Source organism: Paenibacillus sp. JT31N17 (assembly GCF_056269255.1).
In genome coordinates this window covers 357,042-381,422 of record NZ_JBWDNP010000006.1, presented here as the reverse complement: position 1 = coordinate 381,422, position 24,381 = coordinate 357,042, and the positions used below count along the sequence as shown (strand labels likewise).

The window sequence follows — 24,381 nt, the reverse complement described above, 5'->3', positions numbered from 1 at the left end:
ACATTGGAGAATGAAACAAGGAGCTTTCTATGACGAAAATCAAATTGCCCCGCCTGATCGGCGACGGTATGGTGCTGCAACGAAACGCAATGGTGAACATATGGGGCCAGGCGCCGCCGGGAGAAGCCATTACGGTCCGCTTTATGGGCAAGATTCACAGTGCGGCTGCAGATGCGAACGGCCGGTGGCAGGTAAGCTTCCTGACGGAAAATGCAGGCGGACCCTATAATATGGTAATCGAGACCGGGAAAGGCGAAGAGAGCGTCACGATAAGCGATATCCTTCTCGGTGATGTATGGCTTTGTTCCGGTCAATCCAATATGGGAATGAGAATGCTTTCCGTCAAGGGTTTGTATCCCGAGGAAATCGCCCGCTCCGGCAATGATTCCATACGGCAGTTTTCCGTTCCGGTCAAATACAACTTTCAAGAGCCGCAAGCCGATTACGAATCGGGGAGCTGGATGGCGGCAGACCCGCAAAGCGTTCTGGACTTCACGGCTGTAGGATATTTCTTTGCCGCGAGGCTGTTCGAGCAGTATGGCGTTCCAATCGGCCTGATTCACGCAAGCCTGGGCGGCGCGCCGATAGAAGCCTTCATGAGCGAAAAGGCCCTGTCCGCTTTCCCGGAGTGTGTTGAGGCGGTAAGCGTGCTCAAGGATAAAGCCTTCGTGGAAGCTCTGGAGAGAGGGGATCAGACGGCGCGGGAGGAGTGGACCTGCAATCTCAATCGAAACGACGCGGGATTGAGCGATGACGGGAAGCCGAGTCTGGGTACCGGCTTCTTCGCGGCGGCCTGGCCGACCATAACGGTGCCGTCTTATTGGGCGGATGAGGGATTGGGGCAATTCAACGGCGTTGTCTGGTTCCGAAAGGACATCGAGCTTCCGCCCTCGCTTGCGGGCAAGCCGGCAAAACTTTTTCTGGGACATATAATAGACGAGGATACGGTTTATATCAACGGAATTTTTACGGGAAGCACCCCCGGCCAATATACGCCACGAAAATACGAGGTTCCGGAATGCTGTCTGCGGGCAGGCAAAAATACGCTGGTCGTTCGGGTGGTCAATGCCTCGGGCAGAGGCGGCTTTTACAAGGGCAAGCCCTATCATCTGGTAATCGGGGAGACCATCATCGATTTAAGCGGGGAGTGGCAGTATCGAATCGGGGCTAAAAGCGAGCCGCTGCCCGTCCCCGCGTTTGTCCAGTGGCGTCCGCTCGGCCTGTACAACGGCATGATTGCACCGGCCGTCCGCTACGCCGTCAAAGGAGCCGTCTGGTATCAGGGTGAATCCAACGCTAAAAATCCCGAGCCGTACGAGAGGCTGTTCAGGGCCATGATTGAGGACTGGAGAGCGAAATGGGGCATCGGTGATTTCCCGTTCCTGTATGTTCAGCTGCCCAACTATATGGAACCCTCGGACCGGCCTACCTCAGGCGGATGGGCCGCAATCCGTGAGGCTCAACGGAGGACGCTCATCCTGCCCGGCACGGGGATGGCGGTCGCCATCGATCTCGGAGAGTGGAACGACATTCATCCTGTAAATAAAAGGGACGTCGGTCTGCGGCTGGCCCTCGCGGCAAGGCGGGTAGCATACGGCGATGATGCGTCGGCCCATTCCGGCCCCATGTTCAAGTCAGCGGCAAGAGAGGGAAACCGAATCCTGCTGTCCTTCGACAGTACGGGCGGCGGATTGACAGCCAGGGGCGGGGACAGCCCGGGACACTTCGCCATATCGGGAGCAGATAGGGTATTTGTTTGGGCGGATGCCGCGATTGAGGGCGACGTTGTCGCTGTATGGCACGACCGGATTCCCGATCCCGTCTATGTGCGATACGCATGGGCCGACAATCCGGTAAGCGCCAATCTGTGCAATCAGGAAGGATTGCCCGCTTCGCCCTTCACTACCGAATAAGCTGATTCATTGCAGGCCGAATCAAGGCCTGCCATCTTGCATGTGAATTTAATCATGGAGGCCCAAACGAGATGAAAATCACCGAAATTAAAACCTATCTGGTATCCACGCTCAGACAAAATTGGCTGTTCGTCAAGGTCATGACGGACGAGGGGATTTACGGCTGGGGCGAGGCCAGCGTGGAAGGTCAGACGAAGGCGGTCGAGCAGAGCATTCATATTTTGGCGGAGCGCAGCGTGATTGGCGAGGATCCCCGCAATATCGAGAAGATCTGGCAGAAGATGTACCGCCACGGCTTCTGGAAGGGCGGGTTCCTCTATATGTCCGCCATCAGCGGGATCGATCAGGCGTTGTGGGATATAAACGGCAAACTCTATAATGTCCCGGTATACATGCTGCTCGGGGGAGCCGTGCGCGACAAAATCCGAACCTATACGCATGCGGGCAACGCGGAATCTGCGAAGAAAGCGATCGACATGGGCTTTGACGGCGTCAAAACGGGCGGCGGAAAACATGGAAGCCTGCACGATCCGGCCTCCAATACCGAATTTCTGAATGAGAATCTGGCCGCGATCCGCCAGGCTATCGGCAAGGACAAGGCGCTCTGTATCGACAATCACGGCCAGTCGGGTCCAGCCGAGGCGATCAGGCTGCTCGAGGCCGCTGCCAAGCACAATATCCATTTCTTCGAGGAGCCGATTCCTCCGGAGAACTCGGCCGTGTATAAGCGAATCCGCGACAATGCGGGCAACATCCCGATTGCGGCGGGTGAGCGCCTCTTCACCCGCTTTGAGTTCCGCGAGGCTGCGGAAAACCAGCTGTTCGACTTTGCCCAGCCCGACATCTGCCACTGCGGGGGCATTACGGAAATCCGTAAAATTGCTTCGCTGGTGGAGACGTACTATATCAAGCTGGCGCCCCACAATCCGAACGGGCCCATCGCAACGGCTGCGAGCCTGCACGTAAGCGCAGCCACTCAAAACTTCGATATTCTGGAGTTTGCGGCCCATTCCGTCTACGCTCGGCCGGACATTTGCAATATGACCTTCAAGCCTGAAAACGGGTATTTTCCTTTGCCGAAAGGTCCCGGCTTGGGTATAGAGCTTAATGAAGAGGCGTTTGAGAAATATCCGTTCACTTATATGCAGTACGAACCGCGATATAATCTGGATGGCAGCGTCGCAGAAATTTAGGAGCCGCTCTTTATGGAAGGCGTACAGAAGCGAGTCCCGGACGGGACTCGCCTTTGTACGCTGCGCAGCCATATAATGAAGAGCATATCCTCCCAACGGTGAAGAATTGAAAATACGATTCTGGCCAGGGCTCGATCCTTTGCCCACGACGGCACTGATGGCGGATATTTAATTACAAGAACTTCCGCAACCTTTTTCAAAGGAAGGTCCGATCGATCCTGGCGTAGTTTCCCAAAATGCCGACGCTTACCAGGCCTTGGGCGATAATGCAGAAACGGTTATTCTGGAAGCAGAACCTTCGCAAAATCCGGGAATTTTCCTAACCGACCAGGGTACGATAAGCTGAATCTCAAGCGTTACCTGGAAATTATGCAAAAGGCGTACGATCAGTATAAAAGCAATACTGGCAAATAGTTGAACATGAATTTTGCGGCATTGACCCTATCAATGCCGCCTCTTTCGCTGTAGTTACGAGGAGACGAACAACCGGAGGGATATAGAATGAACGGAAGAAATCCACTGAAAATTTGGTTCGACAAGCCTGCTGGCAGATGGGAGGAGGCGCTTCCAATCGGTAACGGTACCCTCGGCGGCATGGTATTTGGTAAAGAGCAGATTGAGCGGATACAGCTGAATGAGGACAGCATATGGTACGGAGGTCCGAGAGAACGGGAAAATCCGGATGCGCTGAAGCATCTGAGTGAAATTCGGAGGCTTATCTTCGCCGGTCGTATACGCGAGGCCGAAGAGCTGGCATCACAGGCTCTGATCGGCGTACCCGATGGGCAGCGCCATTATGAGCCTCTCGGGGACCTCTACCTGAATTTGGGTTCTCAGGCCGTGGAGAGCTACAGAAGAGAACTTGACCTGGAGGAAGCGGTGGCACGCGTACGCTACACATCGGGGGGCATTGGGTATGAACGCGAATATTTCTCCAGCTTTCCCGATCAGGTCATGTGCATCCGTTTAACCGCCGACCGCCCCGGGAGTATTTCATTTTCCCTCTTGTTCGGCAGAGGAGCGGTGCTGAATTCAATGTCTGGCGCTTTGCTGCGCCCGGTTGCCTTCCATGCCAATTTGGACGAGATCAGAGCAAACGGCGCAGGAGACCTGATTGTCCGGGGAAAAAGCGGCGGTGAAGGCGGCATCTCGTTTTGCTGTGCGGTGAGGGTGCTTACCGATGGGGGCTCCCGGTCGTTCACTGGCCGGCAGCTGCAGGTGGGACATGCGGATGCGGCAACGCTGCTTATATCGGCGTGCACGAACTTCAGAGTTTCCCGCGAAGAGATGGAAACCGAATGTGCGAGACGGCTCGACCGTGCGGCGGCCAGGACGTATTCCGAATTGCGTTCCGTTCATGTCAGCGATTACCGTGCACTATTCAGCCGGGCGTCACTTATCTTGCAGAATTCGGAAGCGGACGCTTCGGCGGAGGATCTCCCTACAGACGTTCGGTTAAAGCGGCTTTCCGATGGCAAGGATGATCCGAGTTTGATCGGGCTGTATTTTCAGTTCGGACGCTATCTGCTGATAGCCAGCAGTCGGCCTGGCTCGCTCCCGGCCAATTTGCAAGGGATTTGGAATAAGGACATGATTCCGGCGTGGGATAGCAAATATACGATTAATATCAATACGCAAATGAATTACTGGCCTGCGGAAAGCTGCAATCTGTCCGATTGCCACGTGCCGCTGTTCGATTTTATCGAAAGACTGCGGGTGCGCGGGAGAAAAACCGCCGCCTACATGTATGGCTGCGGTGGTTTCATGGCGCATCATAATTCAGATATATGGGCGGATACCGCCCCACAGGATGTATATACGGCATCGACCTTCTGGGTGATGGGCGCCGCATGGCTCTGCCTCCATCTGTGGGATCACTACGATTACGGAGGTGACGAGGCATTCCTTCGCGAAGCTTACGGAACGATGAAGGAAGCTGCTCAATTTGTCCTCGATTATTTGGTAGAGGACCCTGACGGGAACCTGGTTACATGCCCGTCCCTGTCACCGGAAAACAGCTACCTGCTCCCAAGCGGGGAAAGCGGGGCGCTGTGCTACGGACCTTCAATGGACAATCAAATTATCCGCGAGCTGTTCGGGCATTGCATCAAGAGTGCGGAAATCTTGCAGATGGACAGGGAATTCGCCGGGAAGCTGAAGGAAACGCTCGCCCGTATACCGGAGCCGTCGATCGGCAAATACGGCCAAATCCAGGAGTGGACCGTGGATTACGAAGAGGTAGAGCCCGGTCATCGCCATATCTCGCAGTTATTTGCGTTGCATCCCGGCAATCAGATCGATCGGAGAGAGTCGCCGGAGCTTGCTGCGGCGGCGAAGCGAACGCTGGAGAGAAGGCTGGAACACGGCGGCGGGCATACCGGCTGGAGCCGGGCGTGGATTATCAATATGTGGGCCAGATTAGAGGAAGGCGAGCTGGCCGGCGAAAATGTGACGGAGCTGCTCCGCTCCTCCACGCTGCCTAATTTGTTCTGCGATCACCCTCCTTTCCAGATCGACGGCAATTTCGGAGGAACGTCAGGAATAGCGGAAATGCTGCTGCAGAGCCGAAACGGTTCCATTGTGTTGCTGCCGGCTTTACCAGGGTCCTGGAAAACAGGCAGCGTTCGGGGGCTGCGCGCCCGCGGCGGGCTGGAGATTGATATGGAATGGCAGGACGGCCTCCTGACCAAGGCATCCATACAGTCCGGCCGAGGGGGAACAAGCGCTGCAGTCATCTACCGAGGCAAAACGGCTGCATTGCATTTTGAGCGGCCGGGGTCCGTCTGTGTGGTTGATGAAAACACGTTTTCATAGAGAATACGCAAGAAATACCTTTATTCGAGATAGAAGATATATTGGCGGCTTACCATGCCGATTGTACGCAAAGGGCGAGCTCCAACCGGAGCTCGCCCTTTCATGTGAGCAAAATCCATAACTCGACAGGTAAATAAGAAAACTCGGCAGGTTGTACCGGTCGGGCTCCGGCAATACGACCCTGCTGAACATACTCGGCGCTCTTGATGAGCCGACTGAGGAGCAGGTCATTTTCCGGGGTAGGGAAATCACCCGAATGTCCGGCGCAGATCGAAACGCGATGCGGCGCAAGGATATCGGCCTGGTATTCCAGTCGTTAGGCCTGGTTCCGCTGATGTCAGCATACGAGAACGTGGAATTCGGACTGAGCATAGCGGGCACTGAGATTTGAATACACGCCCTAGGTTGAGCCAAAAAAAGAGAGCGTAATATGCTTGTCTAAAGCAAAGTTGGCGGCTCCCAGCGCCCCGCCGATTTCTTTGAATGTCGATGTCTTGACAACCGTTTCCCTGGACAGAGGATGCATCGCGCGCTGCCGCATCGTTTTGGTGGCATATTCCACAAAGAGAGGGCTTGCATTGGGAATAAAGCCACCCAAGATAATGGCTTCGGGGTTAAAGGTATTGAGTAAATTGGCCATCGCAATGCCCAAATAGTCAGCCGCTTGCCGGACGACCTCGATCGCCAGCGTCTCTCCGTTCTCAGCGGCTGCGCAAATGTCTTGGGCCTTTACCAGCTGCAGGTCCGCAAGGTGATCAGATAACGCAGTCGGACTGTCGGAAAGGCGAATTAATTTTCGATATTCCTGTTCGATTGCGGGTCCTGCAGATAACACCTGCAGGCATCCGCGGTTACCGCAAGGGCATAACGGACCGTCCGGTTCGACGGTAGTATGCCCTATTTCGCCAGCGCCTCCCTTAGCCCCCGATAATAGTTGCCGATTGATATAAAGCCCCGCCGCGATCCCCGAACCAACCCCGATGTAAATCATGTTGTGATACTGCTGGTCCGGCGCATACCTGCATTCGGCGAGGCCGCGGGCCCGATGGCGATTGATGACAACGGTCGTCCACCCGGTTTCATTCTTCATTAGACCGCCGACATCCACATTGTGCCAGCCGGACTCCGCGGCGCTGCGAATCACGCGATGTTCGGCATCTACCAGTCCGGGAACTCCCAGGCCCAATAGCGGAATTGCAGGCTGCTCAAGTTCCTGCACAAAAGACTTGATTTCCCCCGCAAGAATTTTGAAGGAAGCATCGGGATCGAGCGTGTGAACTGGAATTTTCAAGGTCCTGATGACATTCCCAAGCAAATCGAACGCCCCAAGGGTCCATGTCCGGTTATCGAGGTCTGCGCCGATAATGACTCTGGAGTTCGGCGCCAATTCCAACGATGTAGCCGGACGTCCCTTCGTGGTCAGCCGGTGGTGCGTTTCATAAACTAATCCGTACTCTATCAGTTCGGCGATCGAAATGGATATGGTGGCCCTGCTTAGTCCGGTTAAGCGCGATAAATCGATTCGGGACATGCTCCCGTGCATTCGCAATGCTTGGAGGATCGCGAGTTTACTGCCTTTCTGATCCTTTAATTCCTTTAATTCAAATTGAGTCATAATACCCCTCTAGTTAATTTAAAATCGATCATTGAAAAACACCATAAGTATAGCATATAGCGTTAAATTATAACAGAAGTTGATGCTTTTCAATAAAAATAAAAAATTAAATTAAAATCTTTACAAAAGATTTTGGGGCATGATAGTATGTTCATTGTAAGCGGCTACTTTTACGACCATGATGCACGGGGAGGCAGAAGATGCTAAAAGGTATACCACCGATCATTTCGCCGGAATTGATGAAAATATTGATGGAAATGGGCCACGGGGATGAAGTCGTGCTGGCCGACGGCAATTTTCCGGCTTCGGCAAATGCGCAAAGGCTTGTGCGATGCGACGGGCATTCCATACCGGACCTGCTGCAGGCAATTATGCCATTTTTCCCGTTGGATAAATCCACTGATCGCCCCGCGGTGGTGATGTCTTTATTGCAGGGAGATGAGTCTCCGGCAGTATGGGAGCAATATCGATCCCTCATACGGGAACATGAGCCAAGCCTGGACGAGTTCGGTTATGAGGAAAGGTTCGCCTTCTATACTCGGACCCGAAACGCATTCGCGGTAGTCGCGACGAGCGATCAATCTTTTAAAGGAAATCTGATCCTAAAGAAAGGAGTTATTCGCGAGTAGTCGGGAAAAAGGAGCGTTTTTGAAATGAAAACAAGGAGACTTGGAAATTCGGAATTGCAGCTCAGCGTACTAGGCATGGGATGCTGGCAGTTTGGGGGCGGAGCATACTGGGGGGAGCAAAGCCAGCAGGACGTCGATAAAGTAGTGCATAAAGCTTTGGAATATGGAATCAACTATTTTGACACGGCGGAAGTATACAACGACGGCGCAAGCGAGATTTCATTAGGTCGGGCATTGAAGGGAAGGCGTCATCAAGCTGTAATCGGCAGCAAAATCAATACGGCTAATTCACGCCCCGATTTATTAAAAGCTGGATGTGAAGCCAGCTTAAAAAGACTGGGGACCGAATATATCGACCTTTATATGCTGCACTGGCCGATCACGCGCGGGTCGGTAAAGCATTTTACGAAGGACGCCGATTTGATCGAAAACCTGCCCAAGGTCCAGGATGTATTCGAAATGTTAAAGGAATTGCAGAAAGAAGGAAAAATCCGCTACATCGGAATCAGCAACCACGGCGTGGCGCAAATGGAAGAGGTGTTTGCAAGCGGCGTCCCGGTCGTTGCCAACGAGCTTGCGTATAATTTGCTTTCTCGCGCGATTGAAGAAGCCATATTGCCTTTCTGCGCCAAACATAACGTCGGAGTGATCGGCTACATGCCTCTGCAGCAAGGTCTGCTGACAGGGGAATATACCGGGTCAATCCGCCCGATGCAGGCGAGATCTCGCCATTTTCATTACTCCAGAGGAGAAGGGACAAGGCATGGCGAAGAAGGGGCCGAATCGGAAATAAATAAAGCGCTTAAACAAATCAAGACTGTGGCCGACGAGGTCGGCACAGAGATGACGACTCTTTCTCTGGCATGGGCGATTGCAAACGGCGATCTCGCAACTACAATCGTCGGATCTCGAAATTTGGAGCAGTTGAAGCTTAATGTGGGAGGAGCTGCTCTGGAATTGAGCGCAGATGTCGTTTACCGGCTGAACGAGATAACCGATCCGGTGCTGAAAAAATTGGGCGGCAATCCGGATTATTACGAGAATCGAAATCACAGCCGCATTTATTAATTGCTTAATTTAAATTTTGACATAAAAAAATAAAATGAGGATGTGTGGTTGTGTCTGCTAACAAGATTTCATTGTCTGTATTTACGAAGCCCTGGAAAGAGGCATCCGTGTGGAATTTGGGGAAATTCGTCAAGGAATTGGGATTTGACGGAATCGAATTTCCGCTGCGGAACGGGTACCAGCTGGAGCCTGCTGAAGCTCGCAAGCTTCCGCAATTGGTGGAGCAATTTGCCGAACATGGGCTGAAAATATTCAGCGTGGCGAGCGGTACTGACGAAGATGTGTTCGCGGGCTGCGCGGAAGCCGGCATTCCATTGATTCGGATCATGCCGTTCATCGATCCGAAACTTGGCTACGTGGCGTCGGAGAGAAAGGCCCGGGCTGAGCTGGAGGATCTGCTGCCATTATGCGAAAAATATGGCGTTAAGGTCGCCGCACAGCAACATTACGGCAACAATGTGGTGGATTCAATGGGGCTCCTCCACCTTCTGGAAGGACTTGATCCGAAGCTTGTCGGAGCCATCTGGGATACCGCACACGATGCATTGGCCGGGCAGCAGCCGGAGTATGGATTGGAAATCGTATGGGAGTATTTGTCTATGGTTAATTTTAAAAATGCCTATTATCATCGCGTAAACGGTCCGGAAGCGGAAGATGCGCAGTGGAAGCGATATTTTACAGCCGGCAATCAAGGTCTGGCTTCTTGGCCACGAGCGGCGAATTACTTGAAGAAACGGAATTATAACGGTGTAGTATGTTTAACGGCAGAATACACGAATGAACAGGACGTCGATCGTTTAATCCGTCAGGACGTCGTTTACGCCCGGTCATTATTTGAACAGGAGGGTTAACAATGAACAATAAAGTGAGAGTCGCTGTGATAGGCGCCGGGAAAATGGCCAATGCGGTTCATTACCCTTCGCTTGCTTCCTTTAATGATGTGGAAATAGCAGGTATTTGCGATATTTCGCCAGAAGCATTGCAGCAAACGGCGGATAAATACGGGATTGAACATCGATATTCCGATCATCGGCAAATGGTGGAGGAGGTGAAACCGGATGCTGTATATGCCATCGGGCAGCCCCATATTTTGTATGACGTCTGGATGTGGTGTCTCGAACAAGGTTTGAATCTGTACATCGAGAAACCGCTCGGCATAACGATCCATCAAGCAAGAGCATTGGCGTACACGGCGAAAAAAAAGAATTGCATCACACAGGTCAGCTTTCAACGTCGCAGTACTCCGATGGTGGTCAAGCTCCGTGAGGAATGCTTGCAGAGAGGTCCGATCACACATGCGGTTTGCCGTTTTTACAAATCCGAAATCCAACCCTTCTTTGGCGCAAGAGACCGAATGATGGACGATACGGTTCATTCCATCGATACGATTCGCTGGATGTGCGGAGGGAATGTGGTGAAGGTGGAGAGTGCGACAAAGCGCGTTCAGGTGCCGGACATTAATTTTATTTCAGCTACGATTCATTTCGATAACGGCGCTATCGGTTATTTGATCAACAGCTGGTCCAGCGGAAGAAGAATCTTTTCCGTAGAAATGCATGCGCCTGACATTTGCGTCGAAGCCGAGCATGAACGGAAAGGATATCTTTATGCAAACGGCGATACACAAGGTGTCGAATACGATGCTCGCGAGATCGCAGGAGGCAATGAACTCTACCAGTATGGAGGCTTCCAGGCCAAGCACCGGGAATTTATTGATTGCCTGAAGGAAGGCAAGCTGCCATCCTCCCATTTCGGCGATGCGCTGAAAACGATGGAAGTTGCTGAAATCATCCTGGCGCAAGCGCTTTTGGACGGCAGGTAAGAACGCTGAAATTTTTTTAGAAAGGAGGAGAATCTTCATGAGCATTCCTTCCACAGGTACTGGCCAGAAGGGCCGTTCCTGGCTGATGGATGTGAAGCGAGATAAATATTTATATTTGCTTATTATGCCGGGCGTGCTTTTTTTTCTGATTTTCAAATATGTCCCGATGTGGGGAATCGTGATTGCTTTTCAGGACTATTCCCCGTATATGGGGGTGCTGCAAAGCCCCTGGGTCGGCTTTGACCATTTCATCCGCTTTTTCTCCAATCCCGATTTTTACTTGCTGTTTCGCAACACGATGATGATCAGCTTGTTGAATTTAATCTTTTTCTTCCCGTTGCCGATTTTGTTGTCCGTCATGCTGAACGAGCTTCGCAGCGTGGTTTTTGGAAGAATCGTTCAAACGATTGTGTATATGCCTCATTTTTTGTCATGGGTCATTATTGCAGGCATTTCCTATCTGCTTTTGTCCCAATCCTCTGGTATTGTAAACTTATTTCTCAGTTCTGCAGGCTTTAAGGAAATTGATTTTCTAACGAATGCAAATTTATTTTGGGGGCTGCTGACCACACAAACTATATGGAAGGAAACCGGATGGGGAACCATTTTATTTCTGGCGGCTATTGCCGGAATAAATCCCCAATTGTACGAAGCCGCAAAAATCGACGGCGCGAATCGTTTTCGCCAGATTTGGCACATTACATTGCCGGGAATTCGAAGTGTGGTTCTTATTTTGTTTATTTTAAGACTGGGTCAAATCATGGACGTCGGCTTTGAACAAGTGTTCCTTATGATGAACGGCGCAGTTTCCCAGGTGTCGGATGTATTTGAAACTTATGTGTATCGGCTGGGCATTCAGGGCGGACAATTTAGTTTTAGTACGGCGGTAGGTCTGTTTAAATCAGTCGTGGGGTTGATTCTTGTCATCGGAGCAAATTATGTGGCGAGGCGTATGGGTGAGGAAGGCGTTTATTGATCCCGCATAGCCGCTGTAGAAGAAGGTGGATGAATTGAAAGAAAGCTTGGGCGACCGCTTGCTTAACATGACCAATATTATTGTTCTTTTTCTGATCTCGATTGTCACCGTGTTTCCCTTGTATTATGTGTTTGTTGTTTCATTTACGGATCCTACGGAATACATCCAGAAGCAGGGACTTATCTTCTTCCCTGAGCATTGGACTTTGAAATCGTATCAATATTTGTTGTCCACCTCGACGTTCAAGCTCGCCGGAGGTGTAAGCACTTTTTTGGCAACGGTAGGAACAGCGCTTAGTCTGATTATTACTGCAGCAATGGCTTATGGCCTGTCGAGGAAGAGGTTACGCGGAAGGCGAGTCGTACTTCTGATGGTTTTGTTCACGATACTGTTCAGCCCGGGTGTTATCCCGGCCTATCTGCTGGTGCGGGATCTGGGACTGATCAACAGCATCTGGTCGCTGATATTGCCGGTGCTTACCAGCGGGTGGTACGTCGTATTGATGAAAAGCTTCTTCGATAGTATTCCCGTGGAATTGGAAGAGGCGGCGGCAATGGACGGCTGTAATGATATTGGCATCTTTATGCGTGTCATTTTACCGCTTTCCCTTCCTTCGCTGGCGGCTTTCGGCTTGTTTTACGCGGTCAGTTATTGGAATACATTTTTCAATGCCGTGCTTTATATCAACGATAATGTCAAATGGCCCTTGCAGCTGGTGCTTCGCAACATGATTATCGATTCATCCACCTCGCAAAGCGGAGCTGTTGCGGCGGAGATTATGTCGGAGCAGCAGATTCCCGCTCAGACGCTCAAAATGGCGGCGGTTGTAATCGCAACCGTGCCGATTATGCTTGTATATCCGTTTTTGCAAAAGCATTTTGCCAAGGGCGTCATGCTGGGATCGGTTAAAGGGTAAGGAAGTTCATTATTGCAAATATATAGGGGGAGTATTTCTGTGAAAAGAGTATACCGTTCTGTTCGGCTGAGTCGGGTAGTAAAGTCGTTATCAATTGTTTTAGTAACCGCTTCCATAGCAACCGCTTGCTCTTCGCCAACTTCCGATTCCACAGGCACAACAGCCGGCGGTCAGGACGAGAAGCCGGTGAAAATCAGCATCATGACCGAGTTTCACACCGCCCAGCCTCCGGCTGCGGATAATCCGGTGACACTGGATTTTGAAAAGCGGACAAACACCGACTTGGATATCATCTGGGTTTCGCCGAACAATTGGACAGATAAGCAAAATGTTGTTCTTGCCTCGGGCGATTTGCCCGATTTGATGAAAGTCAGCGACCTGAACAACCCGCAAATGCAGCAGATGGTGGCCCAGGGAGCCTTCTGGGATCTGACGCCGTTTATTCAGGATTACGAGCATTTGATGGAATATCCGAAGGAAACATGGGACAAGACGAAAATCAACGGCAAAAATTATGTAATTCCCTCGGTCAGGCCGTTGGATGGCGGGGGGTTCCCGGCGATCCGTAAGGATTGGCTTGACAAGCTCGGCCTGAAAGTGCCGGAAACGATGGACGAGTTGTACGAGGCACTCAAAGCATTCGTAGAGCAGGACCCGGATGGCAACGGCAAGAAGGATACCTACGGATATAATATGCGGGATGCGAATTTCGCTTATGATGTCTTTAACCACAGCAACGGCAAGTGGAAGCTGGAGGATGGGGAAATCGTTGATACAATTCTGCAGCCGGGAACCCGTGAGGCGATTCTGTGGTACAAGCAGTTGTATGATGAAGGACTGGTCCCCAAGGATTTTTCGGTGCTGAAGAGTACGCAGATGGAGGATATGGCCAAGAGCGGCAAGGTCGGAATGACCCTGGATACGGTAGCGGGAGTGTACAGATCGGCAATTGAAGCGAAGAAACAGTATCCGGACGCCGATTTTCTGCCGTTCAATTATCTTACCGGGCCGGAAGGCAAAGTTGCTACCCAATCGCCTGGATTTGGCGGGGTATATCTGATTTCGAAGAATGTACCGGAAGCCAAGGTGAAAAAAATATTGGCTCTAATGGATTATGGCGCAACGGAAGAAGGCTTCGAGCTCGCGTGCTATGGAATAGAAGGCGTTCATTTCACGATGGAGGACGGGTTCAGAGTCGCGACGGAGCAAGCATTGAAGGATAGTGTATCCCAAAGCTCGTTCGGCAAAATTTTTGAGAGATTCGACAAATATTTGAATGCTTACAATGTCGGTATGCCGAAGGAATTATACGAAAGAAATAAATTGATTATTGATGAGCGCGCCAAAGTCAGCATCGCGGACCCGACGATCGGTCTGATCTCGGAGACGAATATGACAATGGGAGCGGAGTACACCAAAAAAGTCGATGATATGAAGGTGAAAGTGATTATGGGCGCGGAGCCGATCGAGGCCTGGGATCAACTGGTGGAAGATTTAAAGGCGGATCCGGAATATCAGAAAATTGCCGAAGAATTCAATCAATCGTATAAGGAGCAGCTGGCAAGCTGATAGGCAAACGGATTGTCGCATCAATCCGGTAAAATGATCTGCAATCTTTGCCATGCCAGGGGCGGCATCGCGGGATTATTTGGCGGCCATACAGAATTTTCCTGTATGGCCGCCTTCTTGTTTTTGGAACGCCTAGATTTTAATAAACGTCCGTGTACCATTCAAATTTTGAGAAGGAGTGACGAACGAAAATGAAAAACAAGGCTTGACCCTCATGGGAGATTCCTGATGGAGAACCGTATGTATTTAACGACAGAGTCTATGTATACGGGTCCCATGACCGTTTTAACGGACATGCCTATTGCTTGAACGATTATGTTTGCTAGATAGAATTTCGGGAGGACGGCAGCTCAATATCATGTCTGCGGCTGGGCGATGCCAATCCCGACGCCGGATGCCGGGGGTAATTTTTTCAATGAGTTGATTTTGTTTGTCCTGCGATTTAAACTTCATAGTAAAGCGTCCTCCGGGATGATGGGAATGCTGGCGAAGCACGTTACAGGTAAAAGCCGGACAATAGCGTCAATAAGGCATCTTGCAAAGGTGTGATTCTAACGAAAAGGAGTGATTGGAATGGATTATGTAACATTGGGCAGGACAGGTTTAAATGTAAGCGTTATCAGCTTGGGTGCCGGAGGAAGCAGCAGGCTGGGCATACAAACGGAGCGGAGCGGACAACATGCCGCGCAGATCGTGCATAATGCGATCGAACGGGGAATCAATCTGATCGATACGGCAGAGGCTTACGGTACCGAATCCGTGGTTGGAGCCGGATTGAAGCATGTTAAAAGAGAAGATGTCATTATTTCAACCAAATATTCTCTTCGCGAGAACAAGGGATTAAAAAAAGCGCAAGACTTCGAAAAAAGTGTAGATCAAAGCCTGGCCAACTTAAACACTGACTATATCGATATTTACCATCTGCATGGTGTGGATCATACCGATTATGATTATGCAGTCCAGCAGCTTGTGCCCGAAATGATTAAAATGAAAGAAAAGGGTAAAATTCGCTTTTTGGGAATTACCGAAGCGTTCGCTTCCGACTCGACGCATAAAACACTGGAAAGAGCGGTACAGGATAATTGCTGGGATGTTATGATGGTCGGCTTCAATCTGTTGAATCAGAGTGCGCGCGAAAAAATCTTTAAAACTGCCGTTGCCAAAAATATCGGAGTTCTCGATATGTTTGCCGTTAGAAGAGCCTTGTCTCGTCCGGAGGTCCTGATCGAATTACTCAATGAGTTGTTTGACAAAGGACTGCTGGATGCACGCAAAGTGGACCGCAATAATCCATTGGGCTTTTTGGTGCATCCGGACGGGGCACAAAGCATTGTGGATGCGGCTTACAGGTTTTGCAGGTATGAACCGGGAGTCCATTCCGTGTTAATGGGGACGGGAAATTTGCAGCACCTGGCCAATAACATCGAATCGGTAAGCAGGGGGCCATTGCCTGAGCAGGATACCCAAAGATTGAAAGACATTTTTGCGGGAATCGACAGTATTACAGGAAATTAGAGTTAATGTCTAGTGTATGATTCTTAAGTCAGATTAGGATGAACTGTACCGCAGCCGGAGTGCTGCTCATTGAACATATATCATTGTGGAGGAGCTTGCCTCGGGCAGCTCCTCTTTCGGTTTAATTGAAGGATAGGCAGTTCTGGCTGGCGTAGCGGCAAGCAGCCGGCGCTTCATGTTATCCATCTTAATATATTCCAATTTATCGGGTTAACATTTTCCAACTACAAAAGAGCAAATTAACCCTATACTACTAATTGAGAACGCTTGCAAAGATATTAATGAATATGAAGGGGGATCAGATTTTGAAAAAACAAATGACGGTTTGGTTCGGAATATTACTGTTGGCTGTGATGGTATCGGCTTGCGGCGGGAACAATTCATCGAGTCAGAACAACAGTCCGGACGCATCCGGCACAGCCGGCGTTGAACAACCGCAAAAGGTGGAACTGAACCTGATGTTGACGGGGCTTGGGCGTTTCAAGGAGCAGTTCGACCAGTATTTGAAACAGTTTGCGGTTAAGGAGAAAGCGGAGAAAGGGATTGACGTCACTTACAATATGGAAATGCCATCGGACGCCAATTTGCTGAAAACTCGTTTGGCGAGCGGAGACGCACCGGATATATATTCCCTGCATGCCGCTTTTGACGGTCCGGTCTTCGAAAAAGGAGGCTATCTGCCGGATCTCTCGAACGAGCCTTTCGCCGGCAAATTAATAGAAAGCATTCGCAATGTCGTGACGATTAACGGCAAGGTTATCGGTGTTCCGATGGAAAGCTTCTCCTGGAGCTACTTGTACAACAAGGAGATTTTTGAAAAATACGGTTTGAAGGTGCCGACGACGTTATCGGAAATGAAACAAGTGGTCGAAACCCTGAAAAGCAACAATGTGACTCCATTTATGCTTGCATATAAAGAAGAGAGCTTTCCGGGATGGCTTACGCAATTGAGCTTCGAATCGGTTGCCGCCAAGCAGGTTCCGGACTGGTGGGACCGGATGAACAAGGGGGAAGCGTCCTTCAGCGAATTAAAGGATAAAGGGATGTTCGATATTATCGATCTGGTCAATGCAAACGGGACAAAACGCCCGCTGGAGACCGGCGCGGATGACGGGCTGGCGAAATTCGCGAACGGCGAAGCCGCGATGTTGATTACCGGCACTTGGTATGCGGACAGCATTCTGAAAGCGAATCCGGATTTCAAGCTGGGCCTCGGCGCTTTGCCTGTCAATGATGATCCGGCGTCCACGATGGTCAATTTGGCGGTTTCCACTACGCTGACCGTTTATCCGGAAAGTCCGAACAAAGCGGTTGCCGTCGACTTTCTGAATTACATTTTGGATGACAAGGATTCTTCTGCTTTCTTTGATCAGCTAAAGTTTAACAAAGTGGCATCAAACCAACAAATCAGCACGTTCCCTTGGACCGAGCAGGGAAATCAATACGTGGAAAGCGGCCACTCGTATCTGGATCAATCCATACCGCAAGCTGCCAATGAAGCGATAGGCAAGATGTCTCAATCCTATTTCGCAAAACAAATTACGCAGGATCAGTTGATTGCAGAATTGGATAAAACCTGGAAAAATTCGCTCAAAGTTCAAAAATAAATCTATGGAGAAGGGCGGCAGCCGTTAACGCTGCTGCTTTTCCTTCCAATAGGCGGTGATTGGGATGTACCGGACTCTGAGATCCAAACCTTGGATTCCCCTGCTGGCTTTCGCGGCGCCGGCATTGTTCTTTTATGTGATTTTTTTATTGATTCCGACGATCGGCGGCATCTATTACAGCTTTACGGATTGGAACGGTTTATTCCGGCAGTATAATTTTGTCGGCTTCAGCAACTATATCGAAGCGTTCACGGAAGATTCCAGATTCATATATTCGCTGTTTTACACGTTAAAATATGTGGTTGCGATCGTCGTATTACAGAATATAGTCGGAATATCTCTGGCGGTATTGGTGGAAAGCCGGATACGCACCCGCACCAAATCCGTGTTCCGTACTCTGTTTTTTATGCCCAATATGTTTAGCGTATACATCAGTACGTTAATGTGGACCTTCATTTTCTCGACGGTATTTCCCCAGCTGGCCGACAAGACCATTCTGAGCTTCCTGGACCAGCCCTGGCTGGGCTCCGCGAATATGGCTTTTGTATCGATCCTTCTGGTATCCATCTGGCAGGGGGCAGGCTACTTGATGGTCATTTATATCGCAGCTCTGCAGGGTGTTCCGCGGGATTTGCAGGAAGCTGCTACCATTGACGGAGCGACGCCTTTTCGTAAATTTCTTCATATTACCCTGCCGATGATTATGCCGGCCATTACGATATGCGTTTTCCTGACCCTGAACGGATCTTTCAAAATCTTCGAAGTTGTGTACGCCCTGACAGGAGGAGGTCCCGGCTACAGCACGGAGGTCATTGCCTTTAATATTTATCAGGAGGGGTTTGCCAGGGATTTGCGTTATGGATACGCGACTGCCAAAGCGATGATTTTATTTCTTATTATTTTGGTCATTACGGTGACCCAGGTTGCCGTCTTGAAAAAGAGAGAGGTTGAAGCATGAGGAAATCGAAATCATCCTTTCTCTTCTCGTTGTTGATTGTTGTGCTGCTGGCTTGTGCGACTGTATTTTTCCTGTTTCCCATATTGCTGGCCATAATGAACTCATTGAAGTCGCAAGGCGAGATGTTCAAGTCGGTTATTCAATGGCCGAAGGTGCTGCACTGGGAAAATTACCGGTACGTGCTGACCGAAGTTCATATTTTAAGTAATCTGTATAATACATTCGTCATTACATCCCTGTCTATCATCGGAATTATTGTCTGCAGCGCACCGGCCGGATACAAATTATCGCGCACGCCCGGAAAGTTCAGCGCTTTTATTTTTTTTCTGTTCCTGTCTTCCATGCTTATACCTTTTTACTCTATTATGTTTTCACTTATCCAGATGGCGACTGCTCTGAAAATTCAAGGCTCGATCTATCGTCTTCCCTTGATCTACATCGGACTTGGCGTTAACTTCGCGATCTTTTTGTACCACGGATTCGTTAAATCCATTCCAAGAGAGCTGGAGGAATCCGCTCAGATTGACGGGTGCGGACAGCTGCAGACGTTTATAAAAATTATTTTTCCGCTGCTCATACCCATTACCTTGACGATCACGATTCTCGATATTTTATGGGTGTGGAATGATTTTATGCTGCCGCTGATTATGCTGACCAACTATAAGAGTTACACGCTTGTATTGCTGGCGAGCACATTTTTCAGTCAGTATTCGAATGAATGGTCCTACATCTTAAGCATCCTTGTTCTCACCTCGCTGCCTGTGATCATGGTGTATCTCTTCTTCCAAAAGTATATCGTGCAGGGCATCGCCGATGGAGCGATCAAGGGCTGACAAGAGAAGGAGAACGCCATCATAAGAAGGGGGTAATCCGATTTGATCCAATCTTATCCGAAATTGTCCGAGGAACTGCGGGTTCGCCGCCTACAGCCGCCTGCCGGTAAAATCAACATGGTATTGGATACCGATACCTATAATGAAATCGACGACCAGTTTGCGATCGTCTATGCCCTGCTCTCGAAAGACAAAATCAATCTGCAAGCCATTTATGCCGCACCTTTTCACAATGAGCTTTCCGATGGGCCGAAGGACGGCATGGAAAAAAGCTATGATGAGATTATCCGCATCCTGGAGCAAATGAACGAGCCCGCTGGAGGGTTCGTGTTCCGCGGGTCGGAAGGCTACTTGCCGGGACCGCAAGAGCCGGTAGACAGCGAAGCGGCCCGCGACCTGATTGCGAAGGCGATGGCCGCCCCCGATGACGAACCTCTTTATGTCGTGGCAATCGCAGCGATCACGAACATAGCGTCTGCTATTTTGTTAGAGCCGCGCATCATCGAGAAGATCGTCGTGGTGTGGCTTGGAGGACATGCGCTCTGGTGGAACGACACGACGGAATTCAATTTGAAGCAGGACGTTCCGGGCGCTCAGGTACTGCTTGACTGCGGCGTGCCTCTGGTGCTGATCCCCGTCCTGGGCGTCACCACGAGCTTGTTGACCACGCTGCCGGAGATTGATGCGCATGTCAGAGGGAAAGGGCGGATTGGCGATTTTCTGGCCGAGCGCTTCAAGAACTGCTCCGATGACCACTTCGGATACTCAAGAGTGATCTGGGATATTTCAACGATCGCCTATTTGCTGAATCCCGCTGCTGTTTCAACAGAGCTCGTCCCAAGCCCTTTGCTTACCGACGGGGTCACTTGGAGCAAGGATTCGAGCAGGCATTTGATCCGCTGCGCAACCTTCGTGCATCGAGATGCGGTATTTAAAGATTTCTTTCGTAAGTTGGCTGCCGCAGCCGGAGAACAAACCCAAATAAAGGAGTGACCAGGTCATGCATAAAAAAATATTAAACGTTGGCTTGATCGGTCTTGGCGAAGTTGCCCAGGTCATTCATCTACCTGTATTGGAATCGCTTCCCGATTATTTCCGGATCACGGCATTATGCGATATATCCCCTCGTTTGCTGGAGCATCTGGGGCATCGGTACGGGGTTGAGAATCTGTATACGGATATGTCCGATCTGGTCAAACAAGAAGATTTGGATGTTGTTTTTGTCCTCAACAGCGATGAATATCACGCCGATTGCGCGATTGAGGCGATCAGCCGCAATAAGCATGTATTCATCGAAAAGCCGATGTGCCTTACAAATGCGGAAACGGATGCCATTATTGCCTTGCGCGACCGGCATCAAGTCGTCGTGATGGTCGGCTATATGCGCCGCTACGCGGCCTCCTTTGTCGAGGCGGTGCAGGAAATCGGGGGACTTAAGAACATCACGTACGCCAGGGTCAGGGATATCATCGGGCCGAATCACTATTTCATTCAACCTACCAGCCGAACGGTTTCCTTCGACGATATTCCGGAGTCGGCCAAGGCCGACCGAAAGGCCAGGGCGGAACAAATGAGCATCGCAGCGACAGGGTTGAAGCCTGAATCGCCAATATTCGGTGTTTACCGTTTCTTGACCGGCTTGGGAAGCCATGATCTGTCGGCGATGCGGGAGGCTTTGGGAATGCCGCAGGGAGTCATTGGGGCCAAGGTTTCGCAGCAGCAGGGAAGTATATTCCTTACCGCTATATTCGACTATGGCAATTTCTCCGTCGTCTATGAAACCGGTATGGATCAGCAGGGCAGGTTCGACGCCCATATTGAGGTTTACTCCAGTCATAAATCTGTTAAAGTGCAATATGATACGCCGTATATCCGCCATCTTCCAGTCAAATTATTCGTCAGCGAAACGGAAGGAGAGACCTATAAGGAATCTGTAATCAGACCGACGCTCACAGACCCGTATACCCTCGAATTGAAGGCTTTGCACCAAGCAATAACGGAAAATGGAACGGTAAGAACGACACCGGAGGATTTCAGGGAAGATCTGCTCCTATTCGAAATGATCATAAATAAGTTAAAATAGAGGTATGCCGAATCGACTGCGTATAAAACTGCTTATCACCTGCCGATCATTCATGGAGTCCTTCTCCGGCAGCATTAAAAAAAAGATGTTTCTGGTGCTGGTGCTGCTGACCTGCATTCCGCTCATCATGTTAACCGTTGTCGCCATCCATAACGCCCAAGATCAGCTGGAGGCTGAAATCATGGGATCGAACTTATCCAAAATCGAGTGGTCCGGAACTTTTCTCGACGATCAGATTCAAATCCTGGACCAGATTCTGTTCTCCGTGATGAATGATCAGAGCGTTACGCAATTCATGGAGAATGCGCAAAACCAGGATGACGCCCTTGACTTCACTCTGCAGAAAAATCTGTTCGCCATATTGTCGTCGCAAAATTTGGCGAACCTGAACAGAATAAGCGAGATCACGGTGTTCAAAAAAGAGAATGAGCGAAGTTATTCCGTCCGAAACGGCGAGGAACGGGTTCTTCCCAATCCAGGGACGACAGCCCCCTGGAACTCGCCCGGAGGCAGAAAACCGGTATATGTTTTCGTGCCGGACTCAGACCAATTTACCATGTACCGCAACTTATACCGGTTTATTGACCGCAAGCTGGTGGGCGGAGTCGCGCTTCAAGTGAACTGGAGCATGTTCGATCCCATCTTCAAGTCGCTGGGCAGCGATGACAAGAGTACGATCCTGGTTCTGGACGAGTCGGGAAATGTCGTGAACATCCCCTTTGAGGGCAGCTCTGAAGCAGTACTAGCGACCTCTGTGGTGAAACGGATCGAACAGCATTCCAAGGATCATTTTCTCCAAGACGACGCCCATTATATTTTTTACCAGTCTTTTGCGGATGGCAAAATGACGATCGTGAAAATGATTCCAACCAGCGTCGTATCCGCGAGCAGCAACAATACGTTAAGGTTCGGGATTGGGATCGTGACGATTCTGATTATCGTTTCTGTTACCGCTTCCAAATTTATCGCGAACAAAGCGGTTTCTCCTATATTAAAGCTTGTAAGGGCTATCACGTGGACCGAGGAGACGAACAGCGACATCTATGTCGGACATAACCGCAAAGATGAAATCGGCTGGCTGGAGCAAAAATATGCCCAGATTATCCGATCGCGATATCAGATTTACATTGAGAAAAGAACGGCGCAATTGAAAGCGCTGCAGGCGCAGATTAATCCCCATTTCCTGCATAATACCCTGCAATCGATCGGCGCGATGGCTGTAATTAAGGATGTCCCGGAAATTTATCACATCATCCAGGCGATCAGCAGCAATCTGCGGTATACGATGGGAGTGGGAAATGATCTTGTCACCTTGCAGCAGGAATTCGATCATGTCAGCAATTATCTGGTCATACAAAAATTCAGAATCAAGGATAAAATTACGGTAGAATGGGAAATTGATCCCTCTACAGCCGACTGCCTCATACCGCCGCTCACGCTGCAGCCCATTGTTGAAAACGCATTCGAGCACGGATTCCAGCATAAAAGAGGAAGGTGGAACATCGGAATCAGGACGCGATGCGACTGGGAAAAGCTGTACATTGAAATTACCGATAACGGTACCGGTTTATCACCGCAAAGGGAGCTTGAGCTCAAACAAAGCTTAATGCGCAATATTGAAGAGATAATCGAAATTAAAGAAAGCATGGCTCTCAGCAACATTCAGGCACGGATCAAGACCCAATTCGGCTCAGAATACGGATTGAAAATCGAAAGCACGCTTCATGGCGGAACTCAAGTGACCATTGTGATCCCAAATACGTCCGTACAGGGAGGCGGTTCAAATGGCTAAGCTGCTTATCGTGGAAGACGAATCGTTGGTTCGCGATCTTATCAAGAAATTCGTGGCGCAGGCTATTCCGGATATGGAGATCATCGGCGAAGCGGATAACGGGGAAGATGGCCTCCGCATGATTCAGGAACTGAATCCGGATATCGTCATTACGGATATGAAGATGCCTCTCCTTGACGGAATCGGGCTGCTGCGGATCCTGGAATCGAATCAGCCGAATATGAAAGTGATTGTCCTGAGCGGGTATGATGACTATAAGTACATGCATCAAGCATTACGCTCGGGTGCGGTTGAATACCTGCTTAAACCGGTGGATCCCGGACAATTGACCCAGGCATTGCAATTATGTCTCAAGGAATTGCAGCATCACCGCCACCAATTATCAGAGGTACTGGTGACCCTTCCTCCCGGGATACTGGCTATATTGAACGATTACAAGAAAAATGCCGCCGCGCATTTGAACGAGTTAGCCATCAAGTCTGTAGAAGACGTATTGACAGCATGCATCAGCCATCTGGATTCTCAGTTCGATTGCGGATCGGCGCAGTGGCTCCGGGTCTACCATGAGTTTCTGATTACTCTCGAACAATTCACGGCGATGGAAGGACTGGAGCTGAATGGTGTGCTTAAAGAGAAGGATCTTCTTGGGCATATGCCGTCAAAGCTCAATGCATCGGATGTACTTGAAGCGATCAAAAGAATTTATAGAGAAGCGATGGACTTCATTCTTGTCATAAGAAGGGACCGCAAAAAAGTAGACTTACAACAGATCTTCGATTATGTTCAACAACATTACGCGGATGACATTTCCCTGGGGTCGCTGGCACAGCGGTTCTACGTGAGCAGGGAGTATCTCAGCAAAAGCTATAAGCTCCAGTTCAGGGAAAACATCATGGAACAAATCATTCGCCTGCGCATGCAATCCGCTAAATCCTGGGTGATGAAGGATGACATCCAAATCAAACACATCGCGAAGCGGGTAGGCTACGAGGATGTCTCCTATTTTGATAAAGTATTCAAGAAATATTATGGTGTGTCCCCCTCGGAGATGAGAAAGTAAATATGGCGCGCGCCGTAT

Annotated in this window: 19 protein-coding genes and 2 pseudogenes; 20 read left to right on the top strand and 1 reads right to left on the bottom strand. The window is 50.0% G+C overall.

The annotated features are described in order from the left end of the window. Positions 1 to 29: 29 nt before the first annotated feature. The 4 genes and pseudogenes from AC0YOB_RS21320 to AC0YOB_RS21305 all read left to right on the top strand — a co-directional run. A complete protein-coding gene (locus tag AC0YOB_RS21320; RefSeq protein WP_475794478.1) occupies positions 30 to 1,913 on the top strand; it encodes a sialate O-acetylesterase in 1,884 nt (627 codons plus the stop codon). Positions 1,914 to 1,984: 71 nt separating this feature from the next. Next, positions 1,985 to 3,106: a galactonate dehydratase gene (gene dgoD, locus AC0YOB_RS21315; protein WP_475794477.1), complete on the top strand. Its 1,122-nt coding sequence runs from the start codon at positions 1,985 to 1,987 to the stop codon at positions 3,104 to 3,106. A 501-nt stretch (positions 3,107 to 3,607) separates the two neighbouring features. Continuing rightward, positions 3,608 to 5,920 (top strand): glycoside hydrolase family 95 protein, encoded by a 2,313-nt coding sequence (locus AC0YOB_RS21310; RefSeq protein ID WP_475794476.1) that lies wholly within the window; start codon positions 3,608 to 3,610, stop codon positions 5,918 to 5,920. A gap of 157 nt (positions 5,921 to 6,077) precedes the next feature. Then, positions 6,078 to 6,299 (top strand): annotated as a pseudogene (locus tag AC0YOB_RS21305) (ATP-binding cassette domain-containing protein); the annotation flags it as partial. A 21-nt stretch (positions 6,300 to 6,320) separates the two neighbouring features. Here the strand turns inward: AC0YOB_RS21305 and AC0YOB_RS21300 are convergent. Further along, on the bottom strand, positions 6,321 to 7,535 hold the full coding sequence (locus AC0YOB_RS21300) for an ROK family transcriptional regulator (RefSeq protein ID WP_475794475.1): 1,215 nt from the start codon (positions 7,533 to 7,535) through the stop codon (positions 6,321 to 6,323). Between the two features lie 200 nt (positions 7,536 to 7,735). Between AC0YOB_RS21300 and AC0YOB_RS21295 the strand changes: the two genes are divergently transcribed. The 16 genes and pseudogenes from AC0YOB_RS21295 (at position 7,736) to AC0YOB_RS21220 (ending at position 24,363) form a co-directional block, all read left to right on the top strand. Beyond that, positions 7,736 to 8,164 carry an RbsD/FucU family protein gene (locus tag AC0YOB_RS21295; protein WP_475794474.1) on the top strand — a complete coding sequence of 143 codons (429 nt, stop codon included), beginning with the start codon at positions 7,736 to 7,738 and terminating at the stop codon, positions 8,162 to 8,164. Between the two features lie 24 nt (positions 8,165 to 8,188). Further along, positions 8,189 to 9,232 carry an aldo/keto reductase gene (locus tag AC0YOB_RS21290; protein ID WP_475794473.1) on the top strand — a complete coding sequence of 348 codons (1,044 nt, stop codon included), beginning with the start codon at positions 8,189 to 8,191 and terminating at the stop codon, positions 9,230 to 9,232. 50 nt (positions 9,233 to 9,282) lie between these two features. Then, positions 9,283 to 10,083, top strand: a complete 801-nt coding sequence (locus AC0YOB_RS21285; RefSeq protein WP_475794472.1) for a sugar phosphate isomerase/epimerase family protein — start codon at positions 9,283 to 9,285, stop codon at positions 10,081 to 10,083. A gap of 2 nt (positions 10,084 to 10,085) precedes the next feature. Further along, entirely contained in the window at positions 10,086 to 11,054 is a 969-nt protein-coding gene (locus tag AC0YOB_RS21280; RefSeq protein WP_475794471.1) for a Gfo/Idh/MocA family protein, read from the top strand. 37 nt (positions 11,055 to 11,091) lie between these two features. Further along, on the top strand, positions 11,092 to 12,030 hold the full coding sequence (locus AC0YOB_RS21275; RefSeq protein WP_475794470.1) for an ABC transporter permease: 939 nt from the start codon (positions 11,092 to 11,094) through the stop codon (positions 12,028 to 12,030). A gap of 34 nt (positions 12,031 to 12,064) precedes the next feature. Next, the gene (locus AC0YOB_RS21270; protein WP_475794469.1) at positions 12,065 to 12,946 is read left to right on the top strand and encodes a carbohydrate ABC transporter permease; all 882 of its coding nucleotides are present in this window, start codon (positions 12,065 to 12,067) and stop codon (positions 12,944 to 12,946) included. A 39-nt stretch (positions 12,947 to 12,985) separates the two neighbouring features. Further along, entirely contained in the window at positions 12,986 to 14,515 is a 1,530-nt protein-coding gene (locus AC0YOB_RS21265) for an extracellular solute-binding protein (RefSeq protein ID WP_475794468.1), read from the top strand. A 221-nt stretch (positions 14,516 to 14,736) separates the two neighbouring features. Next, positions 14,737 to 14,838: pseudogene (locus tag AC0YOB_RS21260) on the top strand (family 43 glycosylhydrolase); the annotation flags it as partial. 250 nt (positions 14,839 to 15,088) lie between these two features. After that, positions 15,089 to 16,030, top strand: a complete 942-nt coding sequence (locus AC0YOB_RS21255; protein ID WP_475794467.1) for an aldo/keto reductase — start codon at positions 15,089 to 15,091, stop codon at positions 16,028 to 16,030. Positions 16,031 to 16,335: 305 nt separating this feature from the next. Then, positions 16,336 to 17,637 carry an ABC transporter substrate-binding protein gene (locus AC0YOB_RS21250; protein ID WP_475794466.1) on the top strand — a complete coding sequence of 434 codons (1,302 nt, stop codon included), beginning with the start codon at positions 16,336 to 16,338 and terminating at the stop codon, positions 17,635 to 17,637. Positions 17,638 to 17,701: 64 nt separating this feature from the next. After that, positions 17,702 to 18,595, top strand: coding sequence for a carbohydrate ABC transporter permease (locus tag AC0YOB_RS21245; protein WP_475794465.1), 894 nt, complete (start codon positions 17,702 to 17,704; stop codon positions 18,593 to 18,595). Further along, entirely contained in the window at positions 18,592 to 19,428 is an 837-nt protein-coding gene (locus AC0YOB_RS21240; RefSeq protein WP_475794464.1) for a carbohydrate ABC transporter permease, read from the top strand. Before AC0YOB_RS21245 ends, AC0YOB_RS21240 begins: the two co-directional genes overlap by 4 nt. Positions 19,429 to 19,470: 42 nt before the next feature. Next, positions 19,471 to 20,421 carry a nucleoside hydrolase gene (locus AC0YOB_RS21235; RefSeq protein WP_475794463.1) on the top strand — a complete coding sequence of 317 codons (951 nt, stop codon included), beginning with the start codon at positions 19,471 to 19,473 and terminating at the stop codon, positions 20,419 to 20,421. 7 nt (positions 20,422 to 20,428) lie between these two features. Next, complete coding sequence (locus tag AC0YOB_RS21230; protein ID WP_475794462.1) at positions 20,429 to 21,511, top strand: Gfo/Idh/MocA family protein; 1,083 nt, start codon at positions 20,429 to 20,431, stop codon at positions 21,509 to 21,511. Positions 21,512 to 21,515: 4 nt separating this feature from the next. Next, positions 21,516 to 23,303 carry a sensor histidine kinase gene (locus tag AC0YOB_RS21225; RefSeq protein ID WP_475794461.1) on the top strand — a complete coding sequence of 596 codons (1,788 nt, stop codon included), beginning with the start codon at positions 21,516 to 21,518 and terminating at the stop codon, positions 23,301 to 23,303. Next, positions 23,296 to 24,363 carry a response regulator transcription factor gene (locus AC0YOB_RS21220; protein ID WP_475794460.1) on the top strand — a complete coding sequence of 356 codons (1,068 nt, stop codon included), beginning with the start codon at positions 23,296 to 23,298 and terminating at the stop codon, positions 24,361 to 24,363. The genes AC0YOB_RS21225 and AC0YOB_RS21220 overlap by 8 nt, the downstream gene beginning before the upstream one ends. Positions 24,364 to 24,381 lie beyond the last annotated feature (18 nt).

Bases quoted from the DNA above. Each gene is read 5' to 3' on its own strand.
- AC0YOB_RS21255 (WP_475794467.1), top strand. From the start codon at position 15,089: ATGGATTATGTAACATTGGGCAGGACAGGTTTAAATGTAAGCGTTATC.
- AC0YOB_RS21240 (WP_475794464.1), top strand. From the start codon at position 18,592: ATGAGGAAATCGAAATCATCCTTTCTCTTCTCGTTGTTGATTGTTGTG.
- AC0YOB_RS21230 (WP_475794462.1), top strand. From the start codon at position 20,429: ATGCATAAAAAAATATTAAACGTTGGCTTGATCGGTCTTGGCGAAGTT.
- AC0YOB_RS21295 (WP_475794474.1), top strand. From the start codon at position 7,736: ATGCTAAAAGGTATACCACCGATCATTTCGCCGGAATTGATGAAAATA.
- AC0YOB_RS21245 (WP_475794465.1), top strand. From the start codon at position 17,702: ATGTACCGGACTCTGAGATCCAAACCTTGGATTCCCCTGCTGGCTTTC.
- dgoD (WP_475794477.1), top strand. From the start codon at position 1,985: ATGAAAATCACCGAAATTAAAACCTATCTGGTATCCACGCTCAGACAA.
- AC0YOB_RS21320 (WP_475794478.1), top strand. From the start codon at position 30: ATGACGAAAATCAAATTGCCCCGCCTGATCGGCGACGGTATGGTGCTG.
- AC0YOB_RS21280 (WP_475794471.1), top strand. From the start codon at position 10,086: ATGAACAATAAAGTGAGAGTCGCTGTGATAGGCGCCGGGAAAATGGCC.
- AC0YOB_RS21275 (WP_475794470.1), top strand. From the start codon at position 11,092: ATGAGCATTCCTTCCACAGGTACTGGCCAGAAGGGCCGTTCCTGGCTG.
- AC0YOB_RS21225 (WP_475794461.1), top strand. From the start codon at position 21,516: ATGCCGAATCGACTGCGTATAAAACTGCTTATCACCTGCCGATCATTC.
- AC0YOB_RS21300 (WP_475794475.1), bottom strand. From the start codon at position 7,535: ATGACTCAATTTGAATTAAAGGAATTAAAGGATCAGAAAGGCAGTAAA.
- AC0YOB_RS21290 (WP_475794473.1), top strand. From the start codon at position 8,189: ATGAAAACAAGGAGACTTGGAAATTCGGAATTGCAGCTCAGCGTACTA.
- AC0YOB_RS21310 (WP_475794476.1), top strand. From the start codon at position 3,608: ATGAACGGAAGAAATCCACTGAAAATTTGGTTCGACAAGCCTGCTGGC.
- AC0YOB_RS21220 (WP_475794460.1), top strand. From the start codon at position 23,296: ATGGCTAAGCTGCTTATCGTGGAAGACGAATCGTTGGTTCGCGATCTT.